Source organism: Clostridium sp. UBA5988 (assembly GCF_002435615.1).
GTDB lineage: Bacteria > Bacillota > Clostridia > Clostridiales > Clostridiaceae > Clostridium_J > Clostridium_J sulfidigenes.
Map to the genome: position 1 here is coordinate 1 of NZ_DJBA01000016.1, position 22,288 is coordinate 22,288.

Annotated in this window: 19 protein-coding genes, 7 tRNA genes, 1 other RNA gene and 1 other annotated feature; of the genes, 24 read left to right on the forward strand and 3 right to left on the reverse strand. The window is 28.9% G+C overall.

The genetic code is table 11. From position 1 onward, the window contains the following. Positions 1-151 precede the first annotated feature (151 nt). The 12 genes from B3J31_RS02920 to B3J31_RS02975 all read left to right on the forward strand — a co-directional run bounded on the left by B3J31_RS02920 (position 152) and on the right by B3J31_RS02975 (position 10,706). Positions 152-655, forward strand: coding sequence for an HDIG domain-containing metalloprotein (locus tag B3J31_RS02920; protein ID WP_346868504.1), 504 nt, complete (start codon positions 152-154; stop codon positions 653-655). Positions 656-773: 118 nt separating this feature from the next. Continuing rightward, entirely contained in the window at positions 774-1,292 is a 519-nt protein-coding gene (locus tag B3J31_RS02925) for a 3H domain-containing protein (protein ID WP_150843600.1), read from the forward strand. A gap of 17 nt (positions 1,293-1,309) precedes the next feature. Then, the gene (locus B3J31_RS02930) at positions 1,310-4,036 is read left to right on the forward strand and encodes a UPF0182 family protein (RefSeq protein ID WP_346873589.1); all 2,727 of its coding nucleotides are present in this window, start codon (positions 1,310-1,312) and stop codon (positions 4,034-4,036) included. A 113-nt stretch (positions 4,037-4,149) separates the two neighbouring features. Further along, positions 4,150-5,541 carry an FAD-dependent oxidoreductase gene (locus B3J31_RS02935; protein ID WP_346868502.1) on the forward strand — a complete coding sequence of 464 codons (1,392 nt, stop codon included), beginning with the start codon at positions 4,150-4,152 and terminating at the stop codon, positions 5,539-5,541. Between the two features lie 11 nt (positions 5,542-5,552). Beyond that, positions 5,553-5,786 carry a DUF1667 domain-containing protein gene (locus B3J31_RS02940; protein ID WP_346873590.1) on the forward strand — a complete coding sequence of 78 codons (234 nt, stop codon included), beginning with the start codon at positions 5,553-5,555 and terminating at the stop codon, positions 5,784-5,786. Between the two features lie 61 nt (positions 5,787-5,847). Continuing rightward, positions 5,848-6,050 (forward strand) — a binding site (T-box leader). A 65-nt stretch (positions 6,051-6,115) separates the two neighbouring features. Continuing rightward, complete coding sequence (gene serS, locus B3J31_RS02945; protein ID WP_150843604.1) at positions 6,116-7,396, forward strand: serine--tRNA ligase; 1,281 nt, start codon at positions 6,116-6,118, stop codon at positions 7,394-7,396. Between the two features lie 84 nt (positions 7,397-7,480). Continuing rightward, positions 7,481-7,571, forward strand: a tRNA-Ser gene (locus tag B3J31_RS02950). A gap of 12 nt (positions 7,572-7,583) precedes the next feature. Next, positions 7,584-7,674 (forward strand) — tRNA-Ser (locus tag B3J31_RS02955). A 61-nt stretch (positions 7,675-7,735) separates the two neighbouring features. After that, a tRNA-Ser gene (locus B3J31_RS02960) sits at positions 7,736-7,826 on the forward strand. A gap of 14 nt (positions 7,827-7,840) precedes the next feature. Then, positions 7,841-7,931 (forward strand) — tRNA-Ser (locus tag B3J31_RS02965). A 139-nt stretch (positions 7,932-8,070) separates the two neighbouring features. Next, positions 8,071-8,145: transfer RNA gene (locus B3J31_RS02970), tRNA-Arg, on the forward strand. Positions 8,146-8,417: 272 nt separating this feature from the next. Next, positions 8,418-10,706: a methyl-accepting chemotaxis protein gene (locus B3J31_RS02975; protein ID WP_346873591.1), complete on the forward strand. Its 2,289-nt coding sequence runs from the start codon at positions 8,418-8,420 to the stop codon at positions 10,704-10,706. Positions 10,707-10,741: 35 nt separating this feature from the next. Here B3J31_RS02975 and B3J31_RS02980 read toward each other — a convergent pair whose 3' ends face one another. Together B3J31_RS02980 and B3J31_RS02985 are read right to left on the reverse strand one after the other, a co-directional pair. After that, positions 10,742-11,629 (reverse strand): phosphatidylserine decarboxylase, encoded by an 888-nt coding sequence (locus B3J31_RS02980; protein WP_150843606.1) that lies wholly within the window; start codon positions 11,627-11,629, stop codon positions 10,742-10,744. Positions 11,630-11,756: 127 nt separating this feature from the next. After that, positions 11,757-13,145, reverse strand: coding sequence for a pyruvate carboxylase subunit B (locus B3J31_RS02985; protein ID WP_150843607.1), 1,389 nt, complete (start codon positions 13,143-13,145; stop codon positions 11,757-11,759). Between the two features lie 297 nt (positions 13,146-13,442). Here B3J31_RS02985 and B3J31_RS02990 point away from each other — a divergent pair. The 4 genes from B3J31_RS02990 (at position 13,443) to lgt (ending at position 15,084) form a co-directional block, all read left to right on the forward strand. After that, positions 13,443-13,519, forward strand: a tRNA-Arg gene (locus tag B3J31_RS02990). Positions 13,520-13,578: 59 nt separating this feature from the next. Beyond that, positions 13,579-14,031, forward strand: a complete 453-nt coding sequence (tadA, locus tag B3J31_RS02995; RefSeq protein ID WP_346868498.1) for a tRNA adenosine(34) deaminase TadA — start codon at positions 13,579-13,581, stop codon at positions 14,029-14,031. A gap of 2 nt (positions 14,032-14,033) precedes the next feature. After that, entirely contained in the window at positions 14,034-14,258 is a 225-nt protein-coding gene (locus B3J31_RS03000; protein ID WP_150843609.1) for a (2Fe-2S)-binding protein, read from the forward strand. Positions 14,259-14,307: 49 nt separating this feature from the next. After that, positions 14,308-15,084, forward strand: coding sequence for a prolipoprotein diacylglyceryl transferase (gene lgt, locus B3J31_RS03005; RefSeq protein WP_150843610.1), 777 nt, complete (start codon positions 14,308-14,310; stop codon positions 15,082-15,084). An 84-nt stretch (positions 15,085-15,168) separates the two neighbouring features. Here the strand turns inward: lgt and B3J31_RS03010 are convergent, their stop codons facing one another. Continuing rightward, entirely contained in the window at positions 15,169-15,867 is a 699-nt protein-coding gene (locus tag B3J31_RS03010; protein WP_346868496.1) for a TIGR00266 family protein, read from the reverse strand. A gap of 170 nt (positions 15,868-16,037) precedes the next feature. Here B3J31_RS03010 and B3J31_RS03015 point away from each other — a divergent pair. The 8 genes from B3J31_RS03015 to B3J31_RS03050 all read left to right on the forward strand — a co-directional run bounded on the left by B3J31_RS03015 (position 16,038) and on the right by B3J31_RS03050 (position 22,095). Beyond that, positions 16,038-16,127 (forward strand) — tRNA-Ser (locus B3J31_RS03015). Between the two features lie 2 nt (positions 16,128-16,129). Further along, an RNA gene (gene ffs, locus B3J31_RS03020) (signal recognition particle sRNA large type) lies at positions 16,130-16,395 on the forward strand. Between the two features lie 290 nt (positions 16,396-16,685). Further along, positions 16,686-18,320, forward strand: a complete 1,635-nt coding sequence (gene dnaX / locus B3J31_RS03025) for a DNA polymerase III subunit gamma/tau (protein ID WP_346873592.1) — start codon at positions 16,686-16,688, stop codon at positions 18,318-18,320. Between the two features lie 90 nt (positions 18,321-18,410). Then, complete coding sequence (locus B3J31_RS03030) at positions 18,411-18,749, forward strand: YbaB/EbfC family nucleoid-associated protein (protein ID WP_150843612.1); 339 nt, start codon at positions 18,411-18,413, stop codon at positions 18,747-18,749. Between the two features lie 14 nt (positions 18,750-18,763). After that, on the forward strand, positions 18,764-19,360 hold the full coding sequence (gene recR / locus B3J31_RS03035; protein WP_346873593.1) for a recombination mediator RecR: 597 nt from the start codon (positions 18,764-18,766) through the stop codon (positions 19,358-19,360). A gap of 220 nt (positions 19,361-19,580) precedes the next feature. Next, complete coding sequence (locus B3J31_RS03040; RefSeq protein WP_167402969.1) at positions 19,581-19,862, forward strand: DUF2508 family protein; 282 nt, start codon at positions 19,581-19,583, stop codon at positions 19,860-19,862. Positions 19,863-19,968: 106 nt separating this feature from the next. Beyond that, the gene (locus tag B3J31_RS03045) at positions 19,969-20,229 is read left to right on the forward strand and encodes a pro-sigmaK processing inhibitor BofA family protein (protein ID WP_198028598.1); all 261 of its coding nucleotides are present in this window, start codon (positions 19,969-19,971) and stop codon (positions 20,227-20,229) included. Between the two features lie 171 nt (positions 20,230-20,400). After that, complete coding sequence (locus B3J31_RS03050; protein WP_346873594.1) at positions 20,401-22,095, forward strand: M3 family oligoendopeptidase; 1,695 nt, start codon at positions 20,401-20,403, stop codon at positions 22,093-22,095. Positions 22,096-22,288 lie beyond the last annotated feature (193 nt).

A 22,288-nucleotide genomic window follows, 5' to 3' on the forward strand; every position in this document is an offset into this window, starting at 1 on the left:
GAATCCCTTTATCTCCACCAAAAGCAATCTAAATAGATTGCTTTTTTTTTATACTTATATTATTTAATTAACTATTATATTATTATTTTAATTAAGGATATAATAATATAAAGTAATTTAATAAATTCATTGCAAAGATGGTGTAATTAGTATGAATAGAGTTAAACAATTTGTTAGTTGTGTATTTGCAAAAATAACTAAAAAAGATATTGAGTTTATTAATAATTATTTAGACGAGAATGAAAAAAAATTACTGTATAAACTTCCGGTTTATGATTTGAAACATTCAGTTAATGTGGCTAGAGATATATATACAAATGAATCTGAAGAAGAAATTAAAAAGAATAATCTTAATCATAAAGAAATTGTAAAATCAGCTATATTACATGATGTCGGTAAAATTCATACTCCTCTAAATGTAATAGATAAATCTATTTTAGTCTTATTAAATAACATTACAAAAACAAAAATAAAAAAATATAGTGATAGAAATTCTAAGATATATATATTCTATAATCATGGAGAAGAAGGTTATAAAATTTTAAAAGAAAAAGGATATGATAAAGAATTTTTGAATATTATAAGAAATCATCATAATTATAAAATACAAAATAAATGGCTAGATATTTTACGAAAGTATGATGATAGAAATTAATACATATAATTAATATAAGTAAAGAAATATTTAATAATGAAAGAAAAAATACAATAATATACATGGGTATATGATATACTATTATTTAAATAATATATGTTTATACATGGAGGGGATTATGACAAGCGCAAAGAGAAGAGAAAAAATAAAGAATCTATTAATACAATCTCAAGAACCTGTAAAAGGTCAGATATTAGCAGAAATGTTTGAAGTTACTCGTCAAATTATAGTTAAGGATATAGCTATTATAAGAGCTGAAGGGGTAGATATAATATCTACGCCAAAAGGATATATGGCTTTAAAGGAAAATATCAATAGCATAAAGAAAGTTATAGCTGTTAATCATGGAAGGGAAGAAGTAAAAAATGAACTTGAGACTATTGTTAAATATGGTGCAATTGTAGAAGATGTAATAGTTGAACATCCTCTTTATGGAGAAATAAGAGCCATGCTTATGCTTAAAAATATGATGGATATTGAAAATTTTTACAGTAATTTTAAGCAGTATGAAGCTGAACCTTTAAGTGCATTAACAAATGGAGTTCATCTTCACACAATAATATGTGAAAACGATAGAGTTTTATCAAATATAGTAGAGGAATTAAATAAAAAAGGATTTTTGATTAAAGAATTATAAAAAGGGGTGTGAATATTTTGAAGAAGAAAGCTATAGGGAGTATAGTTTCTATCATAATAATTATATTACTTTTCACTGTTGCTGGAATAAATATAATAGTTGACTATCAATGGTTCAGTGAATTGGGATATATTTCTATTTATTTTACTAAGTTATTATCTATAATGAAACTAATGGTTCCCACATTTTTAGTAATATTTATTGGAATAACATTATATTATAAAAGTTTAATACCTAATATTAGAAAGTTAAAAGAGATAGTAGAAATTGATAAAGTTAAAGAGAAAAAAAGGTTTAAAATCTTTTTAGGAATAAATTTTATTATATCTTTATTCTTTTCTTTTAGTTTTGCAAATATATATTGGTACAAAATATTAGAATTTACCAACTCTACAAAGTTTAATGTTAATGATCCTATATTTGATAAGGATATATCATTTTTTACATTTAAGTTACCTTTAATACAATCTTTATATAGTAGTATGATTTCATTATTAGTTTTACTTGTAATAGCTACTTTTATAATTTATATTATTTTAAATGTTAAGGATAAGATTAATAATCACTTTGATAGATCAGATAAGGTTGTAAATTTAAAGTCTATGACTAATGGTATAACAAGTTTTGCAGGAAAACAACTTGCGGTGATAGCTGCATTACTTATGTTAGTTATATCTTTAGGATATATGATAAAAGGGTGGAACTTAGCATATTCTCCTAGGGGTATAGTTTTTGGAGCAAGTTATACAGATGTAAACGTATCTTTAAAATTTTATAAAGTGATTTCCATAGTTTCAATTATTTTTGCTGTATTAATATTCTTAAGTATATTGTTTAAAAAAGTTAAACCAATAATATTTTCAGTAATAGTAGTATTTGTACTGATGATTGGGGAAAGTGTTGCAGCAGGAGTTGTTCAACAATTTATTGTTAACTCCAATGAAAAAACATTGGAAAAACCTTATATATCCAAGAATATTGAGTATACTAATATGGCTTATAACATTGATGAAATAGATGAAAATAATTTTGAAATAAAGAATGATTTAGATGCTACAGGTATAAAACAAAATAAAGATATAGTTGAAAATATTAAGGTTAATGCATATCGACCTGCTTTAGAATTTTATAATCAATTTCAATATATAAGATATTATTACAAGTTTAACGATATAGATATTGATAGATATAATATTAATGGAAACTATAATCAAGTATTTATAGCACCGAGAGAAATTGATTTTGAAAAATTAGATGAAAATTCTATTACCTGGCAAAATAGACATTTATCATATACCCATGGATACGGGGTTGTTATGAGTAAGGTTAACTCTGTAACAAGTGAAGGACAACCAGATTTTATTATGAGCAATATACCTATTGAAAATGAAACGGATATTTCATTAGAGAATCCAAGGATATATTTTGGTGAGAACACTAATGATTATAGTATAGTAAATACAAAGCTTGGAGAAATTGATTATCCAGTAGGTGGTGAAAATGCTACTAATAATTATGACGGTAATGCTGGTATATCCATGAGTTATCTAAACAGAATTATATTTGCTATTAAAGAACAAAATAGTAAATTTTTATTATCCCAAGATATAACTAGTGATAGTAAAATTCTACTTCATAGAAATATAGTAGAAAGAGTTAATAAAGTTGCACCTTTTTTAAGATATGATGAAGACCCATATGTAGTTATAAACAATGACAGGCTTTATTGGATTATAGATGCATATACTGTAAGCGACAAGTTCCCATTTTCACAACCTATGGGAGATATAAATTATATTAGAAATTCAGTTAAAGTTATAATTGATGCATATGATGGAACAACAAAGTTTTATATAACAGATAATACAGATCCTATAGTTGCAACCTATGCTAAGATATTTCCTAAGCTATTTACAGACTTAAGTACTTTACCAGATGAAATTAAAGCTCACTTTAAATATCCTCAAGATTTATTTGCAATTCAGAGTGAAATGTTGTCTAAGTACCATGTTTCAGATCCTGGAGTTTTCTACAATGGGGATGATATATGGTCTATAGCTAGTGATGTAGCTACAATTGAAGGTGATGAAGTAAAATCAGAAGCTTCATATGTTACTACTAAATTAGCTGGAGAAGATAAAGAAGAGATGGTTATTTTAGAGTATTTTAATACAAAAGATAGAGATAATATGGTAGGTATGTTTGGTGTTAGAATGGATGGAGATAATTATGGAAAAATGTTTTTATATAAATTTCCAACGGGAGGAACAATATATAGCCCAATGTTATTTAAACAAAAAATAAACCAGGATCCAGAAATATCTAAACAATTATCACTTTGGGATACTAAGGGTTCTCAGGTTCAATTTGGAGAAGTTTTAATAATACCAATAGGAAACTCCTTGTTATATGTAGAACCTCTTTATTTGAGAGCTTCTGGTGAAAATAGCATACCTGAAATGAAAAATGTCATAGTTGGTTACGGAGATAAACTAATACTTGAAAAAGATATAGGAACTGCTATTACTAAGATGTTTAATCTAGAGGCTGAGGGAAATAATAATAACTCTAATAATGAAGGTATCGAAAATAATAAACAAGAAGGAAATTTAAATTCCGATTATTTAGGAAAATTAAAAGAAGCATATACAAATGCTATTGAATCTCAAAAAAATGGAGACTGGGCAAAGTATGGTGAGTATATAAATCAAATAGGAAAATTAATTGACGAATTATCAAAATAAATTTATATAAATAACATGACTAGCCGCTCTAAAGCTTTCGTAGTAAAATGGAAGATAGAGTGGCTAGAATAATTTATATAAAGTAGTATTAACATGCATAGATGGAGGAAATTATGGATTATGATGTATTGATATTAGGTGGAGGAATTATAGGTTGTGCTATAGCTTATGAATTGTCAAAATATAACCTTAATATTGCAGTTATAGAAAAAGATTATGATATATGTAATGATACACCTTCTATAAACACAGCAACAATATATGATGGACTAGAATGTGAGGATGAATTATCATCTAAGCTTATTAGAAAAGGCAATTTATTAATGGAGGAGTATGCATTAAGATTTAAAGTTCCATATAAGAGGTGTGGAACCTTATATATAGCAAGAAATGAAATTCAGGCTATAAGTATTGATAAAATGTATGAAAGAGCTAAAGCAAAAAAAATAGATGATGTAAAACTTCTTATAGGAAAAGAAATATTGGAGTATGAACCTAATATAGAAGGAAATATAATAAAATCAATATATATACCTAATACAGGAGTAATAAGCTCATATGATTTAGCTTTAGCTTATGGTGAAATTGCTTTTGATAATGGAGTTAACTTTAGATTACAAGAAGAGGTTGAATCTATAAATAGTATAAATAAAGGATTCAAGATAAAAACAAGTAAAAACAAATTTACTTGTAAGATAGTTATTGATACAACTAAAGATAAAAATCTACAATTAGTTAATGAAAATAATAAAGAAGATGATAAAGGTAAATATATGAAATATGTGGTTATTGATAAGCCTTATGAAAAGTTATATTCTAACATAATTTTTAATGTAAGAGAAAATGAAAGAATATATATAAGACCTACAATTAACAATGAAACAATAGGGGCTTATAGTAACTATAAAAATGTTCACTATGATAAAGTTATTGAAAAGATAAAACCTCTTACTAAAGAAATTAGTGAAAATGATATAAAAGTAGTAAGAGATTGGCGCCTTTTTGATGAACCTATTATTATACAAGATGATATTATTAATAGTGGGTATATAAATATTAAGGTTAATCATTATGCTAAGGTCACAATAACTCCATATTTAGCTTTGAACATATCAAAACTAGTAGTTGAAAAGTTAAATTGTAAATTTAAAAAAGATTTTAATGATAAGAGAAGGGAATATTTTAGATTTAAAAATCTATCAAATGAAGAAAGAAATAAAATTATTAAATTAGACAGTAAGTATGGACGTATTATATGTCAGTGTGAAAAAGTTAGCGAAGGTGAGATTGTAGACTCTATTAGAAGACCTTTAGGAGCTAGAACAGTAACCGGGGTAAAAAGGAGAACAGGAGCGGGATTTGGAAGTTGTGATGGGTGTTACTGCAAGGATAAAATAATTGAAATTTTGGCAAGAGAAATGGATAAAAGAGTTACAGAAGTGGTTAATAATTCAAAGGATTCAACCATTTTATTATCAAGAATAAAAGAATTTGATGAAATGTGAGGTAATAAAAAGTGAAGGATAAGGATATATTAACAACTATAGTGAGAGTAAAAGGATCTGTAGAGCGTAGGGTAGTTTCAGTAAAGAGTAGCGAACCTATAGATAAAAGTTTATGGCTTGAATGCTCTAAGTGTCTAAGTAGAATATATGTAGGACCACAGACATCAGAAGGAGATGTTATATGTAAGAATATACTTAATACAGGCGTAGACATAGTATGTACTAAGTATACTTATAAAAATTAAAATTAATATTGACAAAAAATGTGTTAGGGAATAATATAGACATATATTTAATGAAATAAATGATAAACCGTTGAAGAGAATAGTAGTACTAATTATATATGTAAGAGAGTCAGTGTTTGGTGTAAACTGATATATATATTATTACGAATCCGCCTCTGAGGGACTGTGATGAGCAGTACGGCATTAAGTTTGTCGTTAAATTTACGAGTGGAATAATTAATATTATTCAATTAGGGTGGTAACACGGAGTCTTTCGTCCCTTAGGTGGGGTGAAAGGCTTTTTATTTATATAAAAATATAATTATAAGAAAAGGGTAGGAGGAATAACAATGATAGACTTAAAGAAAATAAGAAATAATCCAGATGAAATTAAAGTTAAAATGGAAAATAGAGGAGAGAGTTTTGATTTATCGCTTATAGATGAAGTTGTAGAGCTTGACCAAAAGAGACGTAATATATTAATAGAAGTAGAAGAATTAAAAAATAAAAGAAATAAAACTTCTGCAGAAATTCCTAAGTTAAAAAAACAAGGTATAGATGTATCAGAAACTATGAAGGAAATGAAACAACTTTCAGATACAATAAAAAACTATGATGTGGACTTAAATGAAATAGATCAAAGAATAGAATATATAATGATGAGGATACCTAATATACCTCATGATTCAGTTCCAAATGGTAGTGATGATGAGGATAATGTTGAAATTAAAAAATGGGGAGAGATAAGAAAGTTTGATTTTAATCCTAAAGAACACTGGACTATAGGTACAGAAAACAATTTGTTGGATTTTGAAAGAGCTGGAAAAATTACAGGGTCTAGATTTACTGTTTATAAGGGACTTGGAGCAAGATTAGAGAGAGCATTAATAAATTATTTTTTAGATACTCACACTGGTAGAAATGGATATGATGAAATACTTCCTCCATATATGGTAAATAGAAATAGCATGACTGGAACAGGTCAGTTACCTAAGTTTGAAGAAGATGCCTTTAAAGTTAGTGATACAGATTATTTTTTAATACCTACAGCAGAAGTACCTGTAACTAATATTTATAGAGATGAAATCCTTGAAGGAGATAAACTTCCGATAAAATATGCAGCATATAGTGCATGCTTTAGGTCAGAAGCTGGTTCTGCTGGAAGAGATACTAGAGGATTAATTAGGCAGCACCAGTTTAATAAAGTAGAATTAGTTAAATTTACAAAAGAAGAAGAATCATATGATGAACTTAATAAATTAGTTCAAGATGCAGAAAGTGTGTTACAAGGATTAGGACTTCCATATAGGATTGTAAAAATATGCAGAGGAGATTTAGGGTTTACTGCTGCTTTAAAATATGATATTGAGGTTTGGATGCCAAGTTATAATAAGTATGTAGAAATATCAAGCTGTAGCAACTTTGAAGATTTCCAAGCAAGACGTGCTAATATAAAATATAAAGATGATCCAAAAGCTAAACCTAAATTTGTTCATACAGTAAATGGTTCAGGGGTTGCTATAGGGAGAGCTTTAGCTGCAGTTCTTGAGAATTATCAAAATGAAGATGGTAGTGTTACAGTACCAGAGGTATTAAGAACATATCTGGGTTGTGAAAAGATAACTAGATAAAAAAATTTAGAATTTATATAAAAGTTTTTCAAAAAAATATTGACACAAGGGCTATTTCTTGATAGAATAACCCTTGTAGGAAATGGAGAGATGGTCGAGTTGGTTTAAGGCACCGGTCTTGAAAACCGGCGTACGTGTGAGCGTACCTAGGGTTCGAATCCCTATCTCTCCGCCATATTTTTAAATTGGAGAAATACTCAAGTGGCTGAAGAGGCGCCCCTGCTAAGGGCGTAGGTCGGGTAACCGTCGCGAGGGTTCAAATCCCTCTTTCTCCGCCATTTAAAAATAACCTATGAAAATTAAATAAGTAAAATCATAGTATGATTTTAATAATTCTACGGAGAGATGGTCGAGTTGGTTTAAGGCACCGGTCTTGAAAACCGGCGTACGTGTGAGCGTACCTAGGGTTCGAATCCCTATCTCTCCGCCATTTTTTTATTTTTTGGAGAAATACTCAAGTGGCTGAAGAGGCGCCCCTGCTAAGGGCGTAGGTCGGGTAACCGTCGCGAGGGTTCAAATCCCTCTTTCTCCGCCAAGATATGTTTAAAAATCGGATTCATAAGAATTCGATTTATTTTTTTTCGATTCAATAAGATGAAATAAAATCAAAAAAATAATTATTGAAATCATGAGGATTATATGTTATTATGTAGTAGTTATTTAAATAACCTTTTGGGGTGTTAGTTAAATGGATATAACATACGGCTACGGACCGTATATTGCGGGTTCGATTCCTACACACCCTGCCATATTTAGTCATTGCAGTTAATTTGCAATGGCTTTTTTACTTTTATATAAATATATAAGAGGTATATGATAAATTTCGACTTAAAATGTAGGAAAATTCATATATTATAATTATATAACGAGTTTATGTATGTAAATTATTATTTAATTTAACTAATTTGATTATAGATAAATATATTTAATGTTAATTACATAATATGTATAATGTGTATTTAGTATAGATTATTACGCACGATAATTACTATATAAATTATTAATATATGGGGGTATATTTATGATTAAAAGAAAGTCTGATAAGACTTTAAAAAAAAGGAAACATAGTTCATTTAATTTAAAAAGTACATTCCAAAATATAAGCAAAAGTATTAAGAATGCATTTAGCAAAATTACAATTAGACATAAAAACTCCATTAGTAAAAAAATTAGAAATAGTAACAAAATAGATAAGGATAAAATTAATGATATAAGTAACAATATAAATAGTATAAAATCCACAGCTAAGGTTTATAAAGAAGGAAAATTACAGGTTGAAGGAACTAGTGTTAAAAGAAAAATATTAATTAGTATGATAGGTCTTACAATAGTATCAATGATAATAACTAGTACAATTATGTACATAAACTCTTCAAAGACAATTTCAAGTCAGAGTACAGAAAATATGGAGGGTATAACTACATCATCTATACAAACTATATCTGTTATGATGGATAAAGTTACTAATGAGGCTTTTGCTCTATCAAATTCTAAGGATAATCTTAATGTGTTATTAAATTATGCTCAGAAAAAAAATAGTAAAGAAGATGTTAAAAATATAAATGAAGGCTTTAAGTCATATATATCTGCTAATAAACATGTTGACAGAATATCATTAGTTAGCCCAGAAGGTGATATAGTAGCTGATAGTGAAGAATCCTTAATTGGCGCTAATGAAGTTGATAATTCTTATCACAGTACTAGTTCTAGTGGGGGTAAGTGGATAAGTAATACAATTAAATCCGTTGCTGGTGATAAAGGCGTTTTAGTATTTACGTATCCTGTATTAGATGAAGCTAACTATAGTAAATGTGTAGGATATATAGCATTACATGTTTATGCTGAGAGTTTTTCTACTTATATTGAAAATATAAAAATTGGACAGATAGAAGATAGTTATGCATATCTAATTGATGAAAAAGGAAATATAATATATCATCCAAACAAAGAAAAAATTGGACAAACTATAGATATTCCTGAAATAAAGGATGTAGTAGATAAGGCTATGAAGGGAAGCAAAGTAGAAGTTGGGTCTGTAGAGTATAAGATAAATGGAAATAAAGTAATGTCATCTTATGGATTAGTACCTAGGACAAATTGGACTATGGTTATAGATGCTAATAGTAATGAAATAAGAAAACCAGTAATAACAATGGTTAAACAAATAGCATTAGTAGCATTAGCTATAGTTATTATAGGTTCTATTATAATAATGGTAATGGCAAATGTAATTATAAATCCTATAGTGACTGTTGCCGCTTTGGTTAATAAAACAGCTAAGTTAGATTTAACTAATGATAATTTAGCTATAATTAAGTCTAAGGATGAAATAGGTCTTATATATAGATCTATTATAAATATGAGAGAAGTGTTAAGGGAAGTTGTTGGAGATATTGCAGCAACTACTGAAGTATTAACTAATAATGCTAATATAGTAGAAGAATCTACAGAGTCATTAAAAATTAAAGCAGATGAAACATTATTTGAAACTGAAAGTGTATCATCTGGTATAGAAGAAACATCAGCAACTTCTCAAGAAATTGCCGCATCTTCTACTGAAATGATTAAGAGTGTACAGAATATAGCTAGTGAAGCATTAGAAGGATATGAAATAACTAAGGATATTCTTAAGAGAGCTCAGGGCATAAAAGCTAGTGCTATAGAATCTAAAGAAAAATCCAATGATATTTATAATAGTGTAAAAAGTGAGTTGGAAGTTGCTATAACAAGTTCTAAGGAAGTTAAGCAGATTGATAAGTTAGCTGATTCTATACTTAAGATAACTCAACAAACTAATTTATTAGCTTTAAATGCTGCAATAGAAGCTGCTCGTGCAGGAGAAGCAGGAAGAGGGTTCTCTGTAGTTGCAGATGAAGTTAGAAAGTTAGCTGAAGAGTCTGGTAAAACAGCATCAGATATACAAAGAATAGTTAAAATAGTAAATAAGTCTGTAGAAGAGTTGGCTCTTAGTGCTGGGCGCATGAGCAATTTCATAGAACAACAAGTAATTAATGATTATGATAAAAATATAGAGCAAGGAGCTTTATACGAAAAAGATGCAGATCAATTTAACAACTTTATGAATGAGTTTAGTAGTGAAGCTGCAGTACTAAATCAAGCTATAGAAGGAATTGTTACTGCCATAGATGAAGTATCAGTAACTGTTACAGAGGGAGCTATGGGAGTATCATCTATATCATCTAAAACTATGGATATAGTAGGAAATATTGAGAGTATAAAAAGTACTGCTATAGAAAACAAGGAAAATGCAGATAAATTAAATAATACTACACTTAAGTTTAGATTATAAAATAAGTTTAGATTATAAAAAATAGGAGTAAGAATTTAAATTCTTACTCCTATTTTTTCTCCCATATATACAGAGGTTTCTACTCCTAAATTGCTTTGATAACATATATCTTCATCTAATTTTAATATATTTTCCTTTAGTATAATTATAACTGTTGAGCCACCAAACTTAAAATAACCTTTTTCATCTCCGCGGTTAATTTTGGATGATGAGGAGTAGGTTTGAATAATAGAACCAACAAAGGTAGCACCTACTTCTATGTAGATAACATCATCAAAATTATCACTTTTTAGAATACTATACTCTCTTTTATTTTCTGAAAAAACCTTACTTATATTTTCAAGAGCTACGGGGTTAACTGAGTAATATTTACCCTTTATAAATGTGGATTTAGAACAAGTTCCGGAATCAACAAAGTGAAATCTGTGATAATCAGTTGGACATAATCTAAATATTAAACAAGTACCATTAGAATAATTCTTACTTAATTCTTCATTTTGCAATAACTCATTAAGGGTATATTTAAATCCTTTAACTGTAAAGCTAGAATTCTCATCAATTTTTTCTATAGCTAATAGTTTACCGTCACAGGGAGAAATAAATGATTCCTCATCTTTACAGATATTACGACTGTGTTTTGAAAGTTTTCTATAAAAAAAGTCATTAAAGGAGCTATATTCATCTATATTTTTTTCATATTCATCTATATTTATGTTGAATCTATCTACAAAAGGGTGTATATATTTTTTACTAAATGTACTATTGCAGCCCATTCCATAGAGCTTACTTAAGAATTTTCTACTTGCAATTTTGGGTATAAAAGTTTTAGCAATTGGGTTACTGTACATAAAATTAAGTATATCTCCACCTGCTACATTTTCTTCACAATAGGTCTTATTTTTTCTATCATAGTATTTTATCACAATATCAACTCCAGATTTATCTTAAATTTAACATAATGATATTATAACAGAAAATATACTAGGTATATAAAGATATCTCCAATTAAGATACATTACTATATCTTAATTGGAGATATTTAAATAAGCTTTATATTACTTCACTATTAGTTAGTTTCCTCATATCATCATTAGATGGTTTTTCACTTCTCTTTTTAAAGAACTCTTCTGCTATTTGTGGGAAGGCTAAGTAAGAAAGAATATCTTCTTCGCTAGTTGTTATATTTTTTAGTTCTTCCTTTGTCTTTTGGAAGGCTGGTTCTAAAGTATCAGCATATCTTCCTTCAATAGGAGTATCATTTCCAAGAGCCTTTTTAAGAACATCTTCATTTATTTTCCCAGGAGCTTTACCATATTCTCCTCTACAATAAGCTTTAACCTCTTTAAGAACCATTTTATATCTTTCACCAGTTAATACATTAACTGTAGCTTGAGTTCCAACCATTTGACTCATTGGAGTAACAAGTGGAGGGAATCCTAAGTCTTCTCTTACTTTAGGAACTTCTGCAAGAACTGCATCAAGTTTATCAATAGAATTTTGAGCTTTAAGTTGAGAAATCATATTAGATAACATTCCTCCAGGTATTTGGTTTGTAAGTCCTTCAGGCTGAGGAGTTAATACCTTTGGATCTAGTAATCCAGCTTCTAAAACTTTTGATCTAACTGGTTTAAAGAAATTATTAATTTGAGTTAAGGTACCTATATTAAGACCTGTTTCAAATCCAGCAGTTTCTAGTGCATGATGCATAGATTCTGTTGGAGGTTGAGCTGTACCACTAGAGAATGAAGAAATTGAACAGTCAATTCCATCTACACCAGCTTCTGCAGCTTTAAAGTAGGACATTTCAGCAATACCATTTGTGCTGTGAGAGTGTAAAAATACTGGAATTTTAACAGTTTCTTTTATACTCTTAACTATGTCATATGCTATAGAAGGCATTATAAGGCCAGCCATGTCCTTTATACAAATAGAGTTTGCCCCCATATTTTCAAGTTGTTTTGCTAGTTTAGTATAGTTTTTAACATCATGAATTGGACTTACAGTATAAACTATAGTTCCTTGTGCATGAGCACCTTGCTTTATAGTTTCATTCATAGCAACTTCTATATTAGCAAAGTCATTTAATGCATCAAATATTCTTATTATATCCATACCGTGATAAACAGACATTTTAATAAATTCTCTAACTACGTCATCTGGATAGTGCTTATATCCTAAAATATTTTGTCCTCGTAATAACATTTGAAGAGGGGTTTTAGTAACTATTTTCTTTATGTTCTTTAATCTCTCCCATGGATCCTCATTTAAATATCTTAAGCAAGAGTCAAAGGTTGCTCCACCCCAACACTCTAATGAATAATATCCTGCATCATCTAAATCTTTAAGGATAGGTGCAAAATCTTCAAAAGGAAGTCTTGTTGCAATAAGAGATTGATTTGCATCTCTTAGAACTGTTTCGGTTATGTTAATCTTCTTCATTATAAAATCACCTCTGAATTTTTTGTTGCAAAATCACAATATATTAGTATTTTAACATAGATTTAAATAAAAATCTGCAATAAATCATTTATTTTTCTGACAAATATATAAAATTAAAAGATTTTTTATATTATGTGCATATAATCATGAAAATAATAAATTCTATAGATATATTATTTTTAAAAGTTTATGTAGGTTGATTAATTAGCATTAAGAGAATAGGTTCATACTAAAAATATAGATATTAATCTATTGACGAAGAATAAATATATTATTATAATAAAGATTAGGTAATATGCGCCCGTAGCTCAGCAGGATAGAGCATCCCCCTCCTAAGGGGAAGGCCGGAGGTTCGACTCCTCTCGTGCGCACCAAAACTTAGTAAGGCTTGCTTTACTAAGTTTTTTTTATATATAATAAAGAGGAGTAAGTTATGGATAATTATTTTTTACAACAAGCAATTATTGAAGCTGAAATTGCAAAGAGTAAAAATGAAGTTCCCGTGGGAGCAATAATAGTAAAAAACAATAAAATAATAGCTACAGGTCATAATATAAAGGAAAATACCAATGATCCTACTAACCATGCAGAAATTATTGCAATAAAAAAAGCATCAGAAGCTATAGGGGATTGGAGACTTAATGAATGTGATATGTACGTTACATTAGAACCATGTCCTATGTGTGCTGGTGCTATTGTTCAAAGCAGAATAAAAAGGTTATATATTGGAACCTTTGACCCCAGAGCTGGAGGATGTGGCTCAGTATTTAATATTACTCAAAGTGAAAATTTAAATCATTGGGTTAATATTAAGTGGCTCTATAATGATGAATGTAGTAATTTACTACAAGAGTTTTTTAAGGAAAAGAGAAAGGAGAAACTGTAAAGATGGAAGAACAAGAAAAACAAGAGGCATTAAGACAGGCCGTACTAGATAAACATACTAAAGTTTGTATCTGTAAAGTAGTATCTAGAGCAGCTATAAAAAAGGCAATAGCTGATGGAGCTAAATCTTTTGAAGACGTAAAAAAGGCAACAGGGGCTGGAACAGGAAGTTGTAAGGGAACGAGATGTAAACATACTATAGAAGAATTACTAAAAGAATACAAATAATTAATTATATAGATTATAATAATATAAAAAGGATTAAGGAGGGGAATCGATGAATCCAGTAGCCATAAGTATATTTGGATTAGATGTTATGTGGTACGGAATTGTAATATGCTCAGGTACCATGTTAGCGCTTTTATTAAGTCAATATACTTGTAAATTAAAAGGGATAAATTATGATGATGTATTAACTATATTCTTAATTGCATTTCCAATTTCCATAATTGGTGCAAGACTTTATTATGTATTATTCGAGTTTGGATATTATAAGGATAATTTGATGGATATATTTAATATTAGACAAGGTGGCCTTGCTATTCATGGAGGACTAATTGCAGCAGTAATAGTTGTGTATATATGTACAAAGAGAAAAAGTATAAAGCTTTCATCCGCACTAGATATGGCAGCACCATGTATTATATTAGCTCAAGCCATTGGAAGATGGGGGAATTTCTTTAATCAAGAGGCACATGGTGGACCTGTAACAGAAGCTTTTATAAGTAAGTTTCCGGAGTTCATACAAAGTGGTATGAATATAAATGGAACTTACTATCATCCTACATTTTTATATGAATCAATTTGGAATTTAGTAGTGTTCTTTATACTATTCTATATGTTACACAAGGTTAAAAAGAATGGAGTTGTATTTTTAACTTATATAGGACTATATTCTATAGGAAGATTTTTTATAGAAGGACTTAGAACAGACAGCTTAATGATGTTTGGGCTTAGAACAGCTCAAATTGTAAGTATTATAGGAGTACTTATATGGATTGTAGGGCTTATAATAATATACAAAAATAAGAATAGTACAATTACACATATTTAAAAATTAAACCTTTTAGATAATAAAATATTTTTTGTAAATATTGATTATCTAAAAGGTTATTTTTATTTGGCACTATAAAGATATTTAATCTCTTAAATTAGTGCTACCGGTATTAAGATAAAAAGACAATTTACCTGCTAAATTTTGAAGAGGCATAGTTTGAAGGTATACTTTTCCGGGGCCTGTTAGTGTTGTTAAAAATAAGCCTTCACCACCAAAGAATATGTTTTTTAGTCCCTTAACCATTTCAATATCAAAATTTACACTTGGTTCAAAAGCAGCTACATGGCCGGTATCTACTTTTATTCTTTCTCCAGGATTTAAGTTAAGCTCTTCAACATGACCATCAAATTCTAAAAGAACTGTTCCAGGACCGGTTATTCTTTGAAGGATAAAACCTTCGCCACCAAATAAGCCGCTAGAGAATCTTTTTTTAAAATGAATATTAAGACTTACAGAATCTTCAGCTGCCATGAAAGCACCCTTTTGACAAATTATAGATTCATTAGGTTGAAGCTCTTTAGCCATTATTCTACCTGGCACAGAACAGGGGAATGCTATTTTCCCTACATTTCCTGAGCAAGTAAAGGTATTTAAAAATAAGCTTTCTCCTGATAGAGATCTTCCTATACTTTTAAATAGGCCACCTTTCATGTTAGAGTCCATAATTATATTGTCACTCATCCAACCCATAGCTCCTGATTCAGAGATAATTTTATCTCCACTATTTAGGTAACAGATAGCTACTGGCATGGAACCACCTTTAATTTCATAATTAATCATAAACAACTACCTCCATTCATATTATTTTATGATAAGTATATATATATTATTAATTTAAATTGAAAACTTTGTTAATCCTAATGAAATTATACTACAATTGGAATATATTTTTAAATAAGTTTTACTTGAAAGTAATGATTTTAAATAGTATAATAATGAATACACGATATGGAGAGATGTCCGAGTGGTCGAAGGAGCACGCCTGGAAAGCGTGTATAGGGGCAACTCTATCAGGGGTTCGAATCCCCTTCTCTCCGCCATGTCGTACTAGATGGGGAGTTAGCGGTGCCCTGTAACCTGCAATCCGCTACAGCAGGATTGAATTCCTTGCTGAGGTATCAATTTGTATGGTCTGGCCTATATAAGTGGCGTTGATAACTGGGTCCCACGCAATGGAAACTCATGAACCTCGTCAGGTCTGGAAGGAAGCAGCGATAAGTGAGACCTTCCATGTGCCGTGGATTAACCTGGTTTGAGTTAACTGTATAGGTAACGCATATAAACTGATTATCGAAGCAAGGTGTACGACTTTATTTTTTTTATTTAAGATGTTAGAGACATCTTTTTTTTTATCCTTTTTTAAGTAATTAATTTGAAATATAGATTAAATGAGTTAGTTTATATTGAAATATTTTAGAAAAACTAGATATATATAATTGATTACTTAATATAAGTTAGTAAAGAATATAGAATATAATTATGAGAAGTATTATAATAGATAAGATAAGAATTATTTTTCAGTAGAATAAGTAATTAAGAAGTATTGTAGATTTATATATTGATTTATTTAGATATTTTAATGTAAGGAGTGAGGATACATGGGATATAAAGCACTTTATAGAGAGTGGAGACCTAAATTATTTAGCGACGTAGTTGGACAGCAACATATAACTACAACGCTTAAAAATGCCATAAAAAGCGATAGGATAGCTCATGCATACTTACTATGCGGAACTAGAGGAACGGGTAAAACTTCAACAGCAAAGATACTTGCAAAGGCAATAAATTGTTTAAACCCTATAGATGGTGAACCATGTAATGAATGTGAAATGTGTAAAAGTATAAACCAAGGTACAGCTATAGATGTAACAGAGCTAGATGCAGCATCTCACAATAGTGTTGATAATATAAGGGATATTATAGATGATGTTCAATATCCACCGCAAGAAGCTAAGTATAAGGTGTTTATCATAGATGAGGTTCATATGCTATCTATTGGTGCAGTTAATGCATTTCTTAAGACATTAGAAGAACCACCAAGTAGAGTAATTTTTATATTAGCAACTACTGATCCTCAAAAGCTTCCTATAACAATATTATCAAGATGTCAAAGGTTTGATTTTAAGAGAATAAGTAGTGAAAATATATTTTTAAGGTTAAAACAAATAACCGATTCATTATCAGTAAACATTGAAGAAGGTAGCTTAAGGTTATTATCAAGAATGTGTGATGGAGCAATGAGAGATGCTTTATCCATATTAGATCAAGCTATATCAATAAACAATATAGTTAGATATGAGGATTTAGTAGATATGTTAGGAATAACTACTAATGATAGCATGGTGACTATAGTAGATAATGTTATAAATCGAGATACAGAGGGATGCATAAGAGTAGTAAATAAATTAATATTGGATGGAAAAGATATTAACTTACTAATTAGAGATTTGATTACTCATATGAGAAATCTATTAATGATAAATGTAAGTAATAATTTAGAAGATGTATTGGATATGTCTATTGAAAACATAGAAAGTATAAAAAATCAAAGCACTAGAATTAGAGTAGAGGAAATCATGAGGTGTATAAGTATACTTCAAGAAGCCGAAGATAGCTCTAAGGGTACAAAGCAGGCTAGAATATATTTAGAACTAGCAATAATAAAAATGTGTAAGATAAAATATGATACCTCCATGGAAACTATATTAGCTAGACTGAATAGATTAGAGGATAAAATTGCATCAGGGAATATTACAGTACAAAGTGCAATAAAAGAAGTAAAGGAAATAAGACCAGAAATAAATCCAAGTATAACTAAAGTTGAAACAAGCAAACCAGTAGAGCTTAATAATGAAAATATAGAATTACCAATTGCAGTAGGAGAAAGTAAGCTAAATGTTGAAATTATTAGAAAGTCTTTTAAAGATATTCAAAATATCCTTAAGCAAAAAAATAATATGGTAATAGCTACAGCGTTAATGATGGGAAAAGTTCAGAAATTCAAGAATGGAGTTATTACCGTCGGCTTTACAAAGGAATATAATTTTCATAAACAAAGACTTGAAAGAGAAGAATATAGAAAAATTATAAATGATATATTCTCAGAGGTATTAGATGAGAAGGTTCATGTTATTTATGAAATAGAAAATGATAATACAAATAGGGAAGTTAATAAAGAAAAAATACTATCAGATATATTTCCCGAGGCATTAGTGGAAATATGTGATGAATAAAATTTAAAGGTTTTAATAAATTGATGGTTACATTATAATATAATATTATATACTAGTTATAATGAAATATAATTTTTAGGAGGTATTACAATGGCAAAAGGCGGATTTCCAGGAATGGGTGGAAATATGAATAACTTAATGAAACAAGCACAAAAACTACAAAAACAAATGGAGGAAGCTCAGAAAGATTTAGAAACTAAAGAGTTTGAAGCATCTGTTGGTGGTGGAGCTGTAACAGTAAGAGTATCTGGTAAAAAAGAATTAAAAGATATAATAATTAAACCAGAAGTAGTTGACCCAGATGACGTAGAAATGTTACAAGATTTGGTTTTAACAGCTGTAAATGAAGCTTTGAAGAAAGCAGAAGAAGAAACTAATTCATCTATGGGAAAACTAACTGGTGGACTTAATATACCAGGAATGTTTTAATAGAGGTGACTAATTTGGATTTTTATCCTATAGCTATAGAAAAACTAATTGAGGAATTTGGAAGGCTACCGGGGATAGGGAGTAAAACTGCTCAAAGACTTACATTGCATGTTTTAAATCTTCCTAAAGATGAGGTTGAAGAATTTGCTAATGCATTAGTGAAGGCAAGAGGTACAATAAAGTATTGTTCAATATGTGGAAATTTTACTGATAGTGATCCATGTGCTATATGCTCAAATCCTAACAGAGATAAAAGTACAATATGTGTAATTGAGCAACCTAAAGATATAATGACCATTGAAAAAGTCAGAGAATTTAATGGGGTATATCATGTACTTCATGGCACAATATCTCCAATGCAAGGTAGAGGACCAGATGACATAAAGTTAAAAGAATTGATAACTAGGGTAAATAATGATTTAAAGGAAATCATCGTTGCAACAAATCCTAACATAGAAGGTGAAGCAACTGCCATGTATATATCAAAAATATTAAAACCTTTTGGAGTTAAAGTTACAAGAATAGCTCATGGAATTCCAGTAGGTGGAGATTTAGAATATGCAGATGAAGTTACTTTATCTAAAGCCCTAGAAGGTAGAAAAGAAATATAATTGATTTATACAGGAGACTTGTGAGAATAGCAGATATATTTTCACAAGTCTTTTTTATCCAATGACTACCAGCTCTAATACTTCATCTTCTTCAAAGTGGGAGTAAAACTTCCTCTGAAGCAAAGAACTTTGTTTATATAACATACAATTTAAATAACAAGTATATATCATCCATTATATGTCAAAAATATATTTAAGTATATATAATGGAGGTATTATTATGAACAGAGATAAAATAATAGAGACTATACTAGCTAAGAATATTTATACACCTGAGCAACGTGAAATAATAAAAGGAATACAGGACTCAATAACAGAAATTGAAGTTGCTAGAAGTTGTTTCGATAATGTTAGTGATAAAAGTTTAATAGATATATCTATATATAAAGAAGATGAAGCTAAAGCTAAATATGTATATTTTCTAAACCAAGCAAAGAAAAGTGGAATAACAGTGGGTGTTGATTGTATGATAGAAGAATTAAATTATTGCAATAAGTGGTAATATAAAGTAAAATAACTAATAAATTTATTAATAGATAAAATTATTTAAGAATTAAGCATAAGATTTTATTTTAATGATTACTAAAATAATTTTAATTATAAGGGGGATGAATATGCCAAACATTATATTTTTTATAATAGCTATAGTTGCAATATTTATAATTGGTAAAATATTTGCATGGCCACTAAAGGTTCTATTAAACTTAATTGTTAACGGAATAGCTGGGGGTATATTATTGTGGTTAATAAATTTAGTAGGTGGAAACTTTGGACTAGTAATACCTATTAATGCAATAACAGCACTTATAGCTGGAATACTTGGTATACCAGGGGTGTTATTCTTAATAATATTGAATTATCTTAGATAGGGAAAAGGGAGTGTGGTAAAATAACTTTTTAATAAGTTAGTAGCTACGCTCCTTTTTTAAACTGATGGATATAATTGAGGGAATTAATATATAAATTTAAAAAAAACAAAAAATGTATTTACAGAATATTTTTAAAATGGTAGAATTTATTTATCAAATGGGGGTGTATGTATGGGATTTAATGAATTTAAATATGAAAGACCAAATTATGAAAAAATAAAAGAAAAATTAATGGGTCTAATAGATAAAACAAATGAGAGTAACAGTATAATTGAAGTTAAAGAGCTTATTAATGAAATTAATGAAATTAGAAATGAAATAGTTACTTTAGGTACTATAGCTAACATAAGATATAGTATAAATACTGAGGATGAGTTTTATAGTAAAGAAAGAGAATATTGGGATGAATATGATCCTCTATATAACGAAATAAACTCAGAATTTTATAAAGTTATTGTAAATAGTAAATTCAGATTAGAATTAGAAAAAGAATTTGGAAAACAATTCTTTAGTATAGCAGAATATAATATAAAATCATTTTCTAAAGAAGTAATAAAGGATTTACAATTAGAAAATAAACTATCATCAGAATATAGTAAACTTATAGCTTCAGCTAAAATTATGTTTGAAGGTGAAGAAAGAAACTTATCAGGATTAACTCCATTTATATTATCAGAAGATAGAGATATGAGAAGACGTGCTAGTGAAGCTAAGTATAAGTTCTTTACAGATAATGAAGCAGAAATAGATAGATTATATGATGAGATGGTTAAGGTTAGAACTACTATAGCACATAAGCTTGGATTTAAAAACTTTGTAGAACTTGGATATGTGAGAATGTTAAGAACTGACTACAATTCAGAAATGGTAAGTAAATTTAGAGATCAAGTAAAAGATTATATAGTACCGATAGCAAATAAACTATATAAAAGACAAGTAGAAAGGTTAGAGTTAGATCAACTTAAATATTATGATGAAAAGTTTGAATTTTTAACTGGAAATGCTAAACCTAAAGGAAATCCGGAATGGATAGTTAATAATGGTAAAAACATGTATTCTGAACTTTCAGCTGAAACTAAAGAGTTTTTTGATTTCATGATAGAAAATGACTTAATGGATTTAGTTACTAAAAAGGGCAAGCAAGGTGGCGGATACTGTACTTATATACCAAACTACCAATCACCATTTATATTTTCGAATTTTAATGGTACTTCAGGAGATGTAGATGTATTAACTCATGAAGCTGGTCATGCATTCCAATGTTATAGAAGTAGATGGATTTCTATACCAGAGTGTAACTTCCCAACTTATGAGAGTTGTGAGATTCACTCAATGAGCATGGAGTTTTTCACTTGGCCATGGATGAAACTTTTCTTTGAAGATGAAGAAGCTAAATATAAATACTCTCATTTAGGAGATGCTATTAAATTTATTCCTTATGGTGTAACAGTAGATGAATTCCAGCACTTTGTATATGAGAATCCAGATGCTACGCCAGATGAAAGGAAAAAGGCATGGAGAAATATTGAGAAAAAATATCTACCTCATAAAAATTATGAAGAATGTGATTTCTTAGAAAGAGGTGGATGGTGGTTCCAACAGGCACACATATTTAATAGTCCATTTTATTATATTGATTATACACTAGCTCAAATATGTGCTCTTCAATTTTGGAAAAAAGATCAAGATAATCATGAACAAGCATGGGAAGATTATTTAAGATTATGTAATGTTGGAGGTACAATGTCATTTGTAAATCTAGTTAAACATGCTAATTTAATTTCACCATTTGAAGATGGATGCGTAAGCTCTGTAACTGGTGAGATAGATAAATACTTAGGAAGTATAGATGATAAAAATCTTTAATAGTAAGTTAAATGATGTAGTGATGAATACAATCACTACATCATTTTTTTATAATAATGTATTTGCTAGATAGGTATATTTCTAAAAAAGAAAATTACAGTAGTCAATAAATATAGCAAGATTTTATAGAGGAAAATATATAAATATTTATATAGGTTACCTTTTATATAGTTAACTATTTAGCTATTTAACT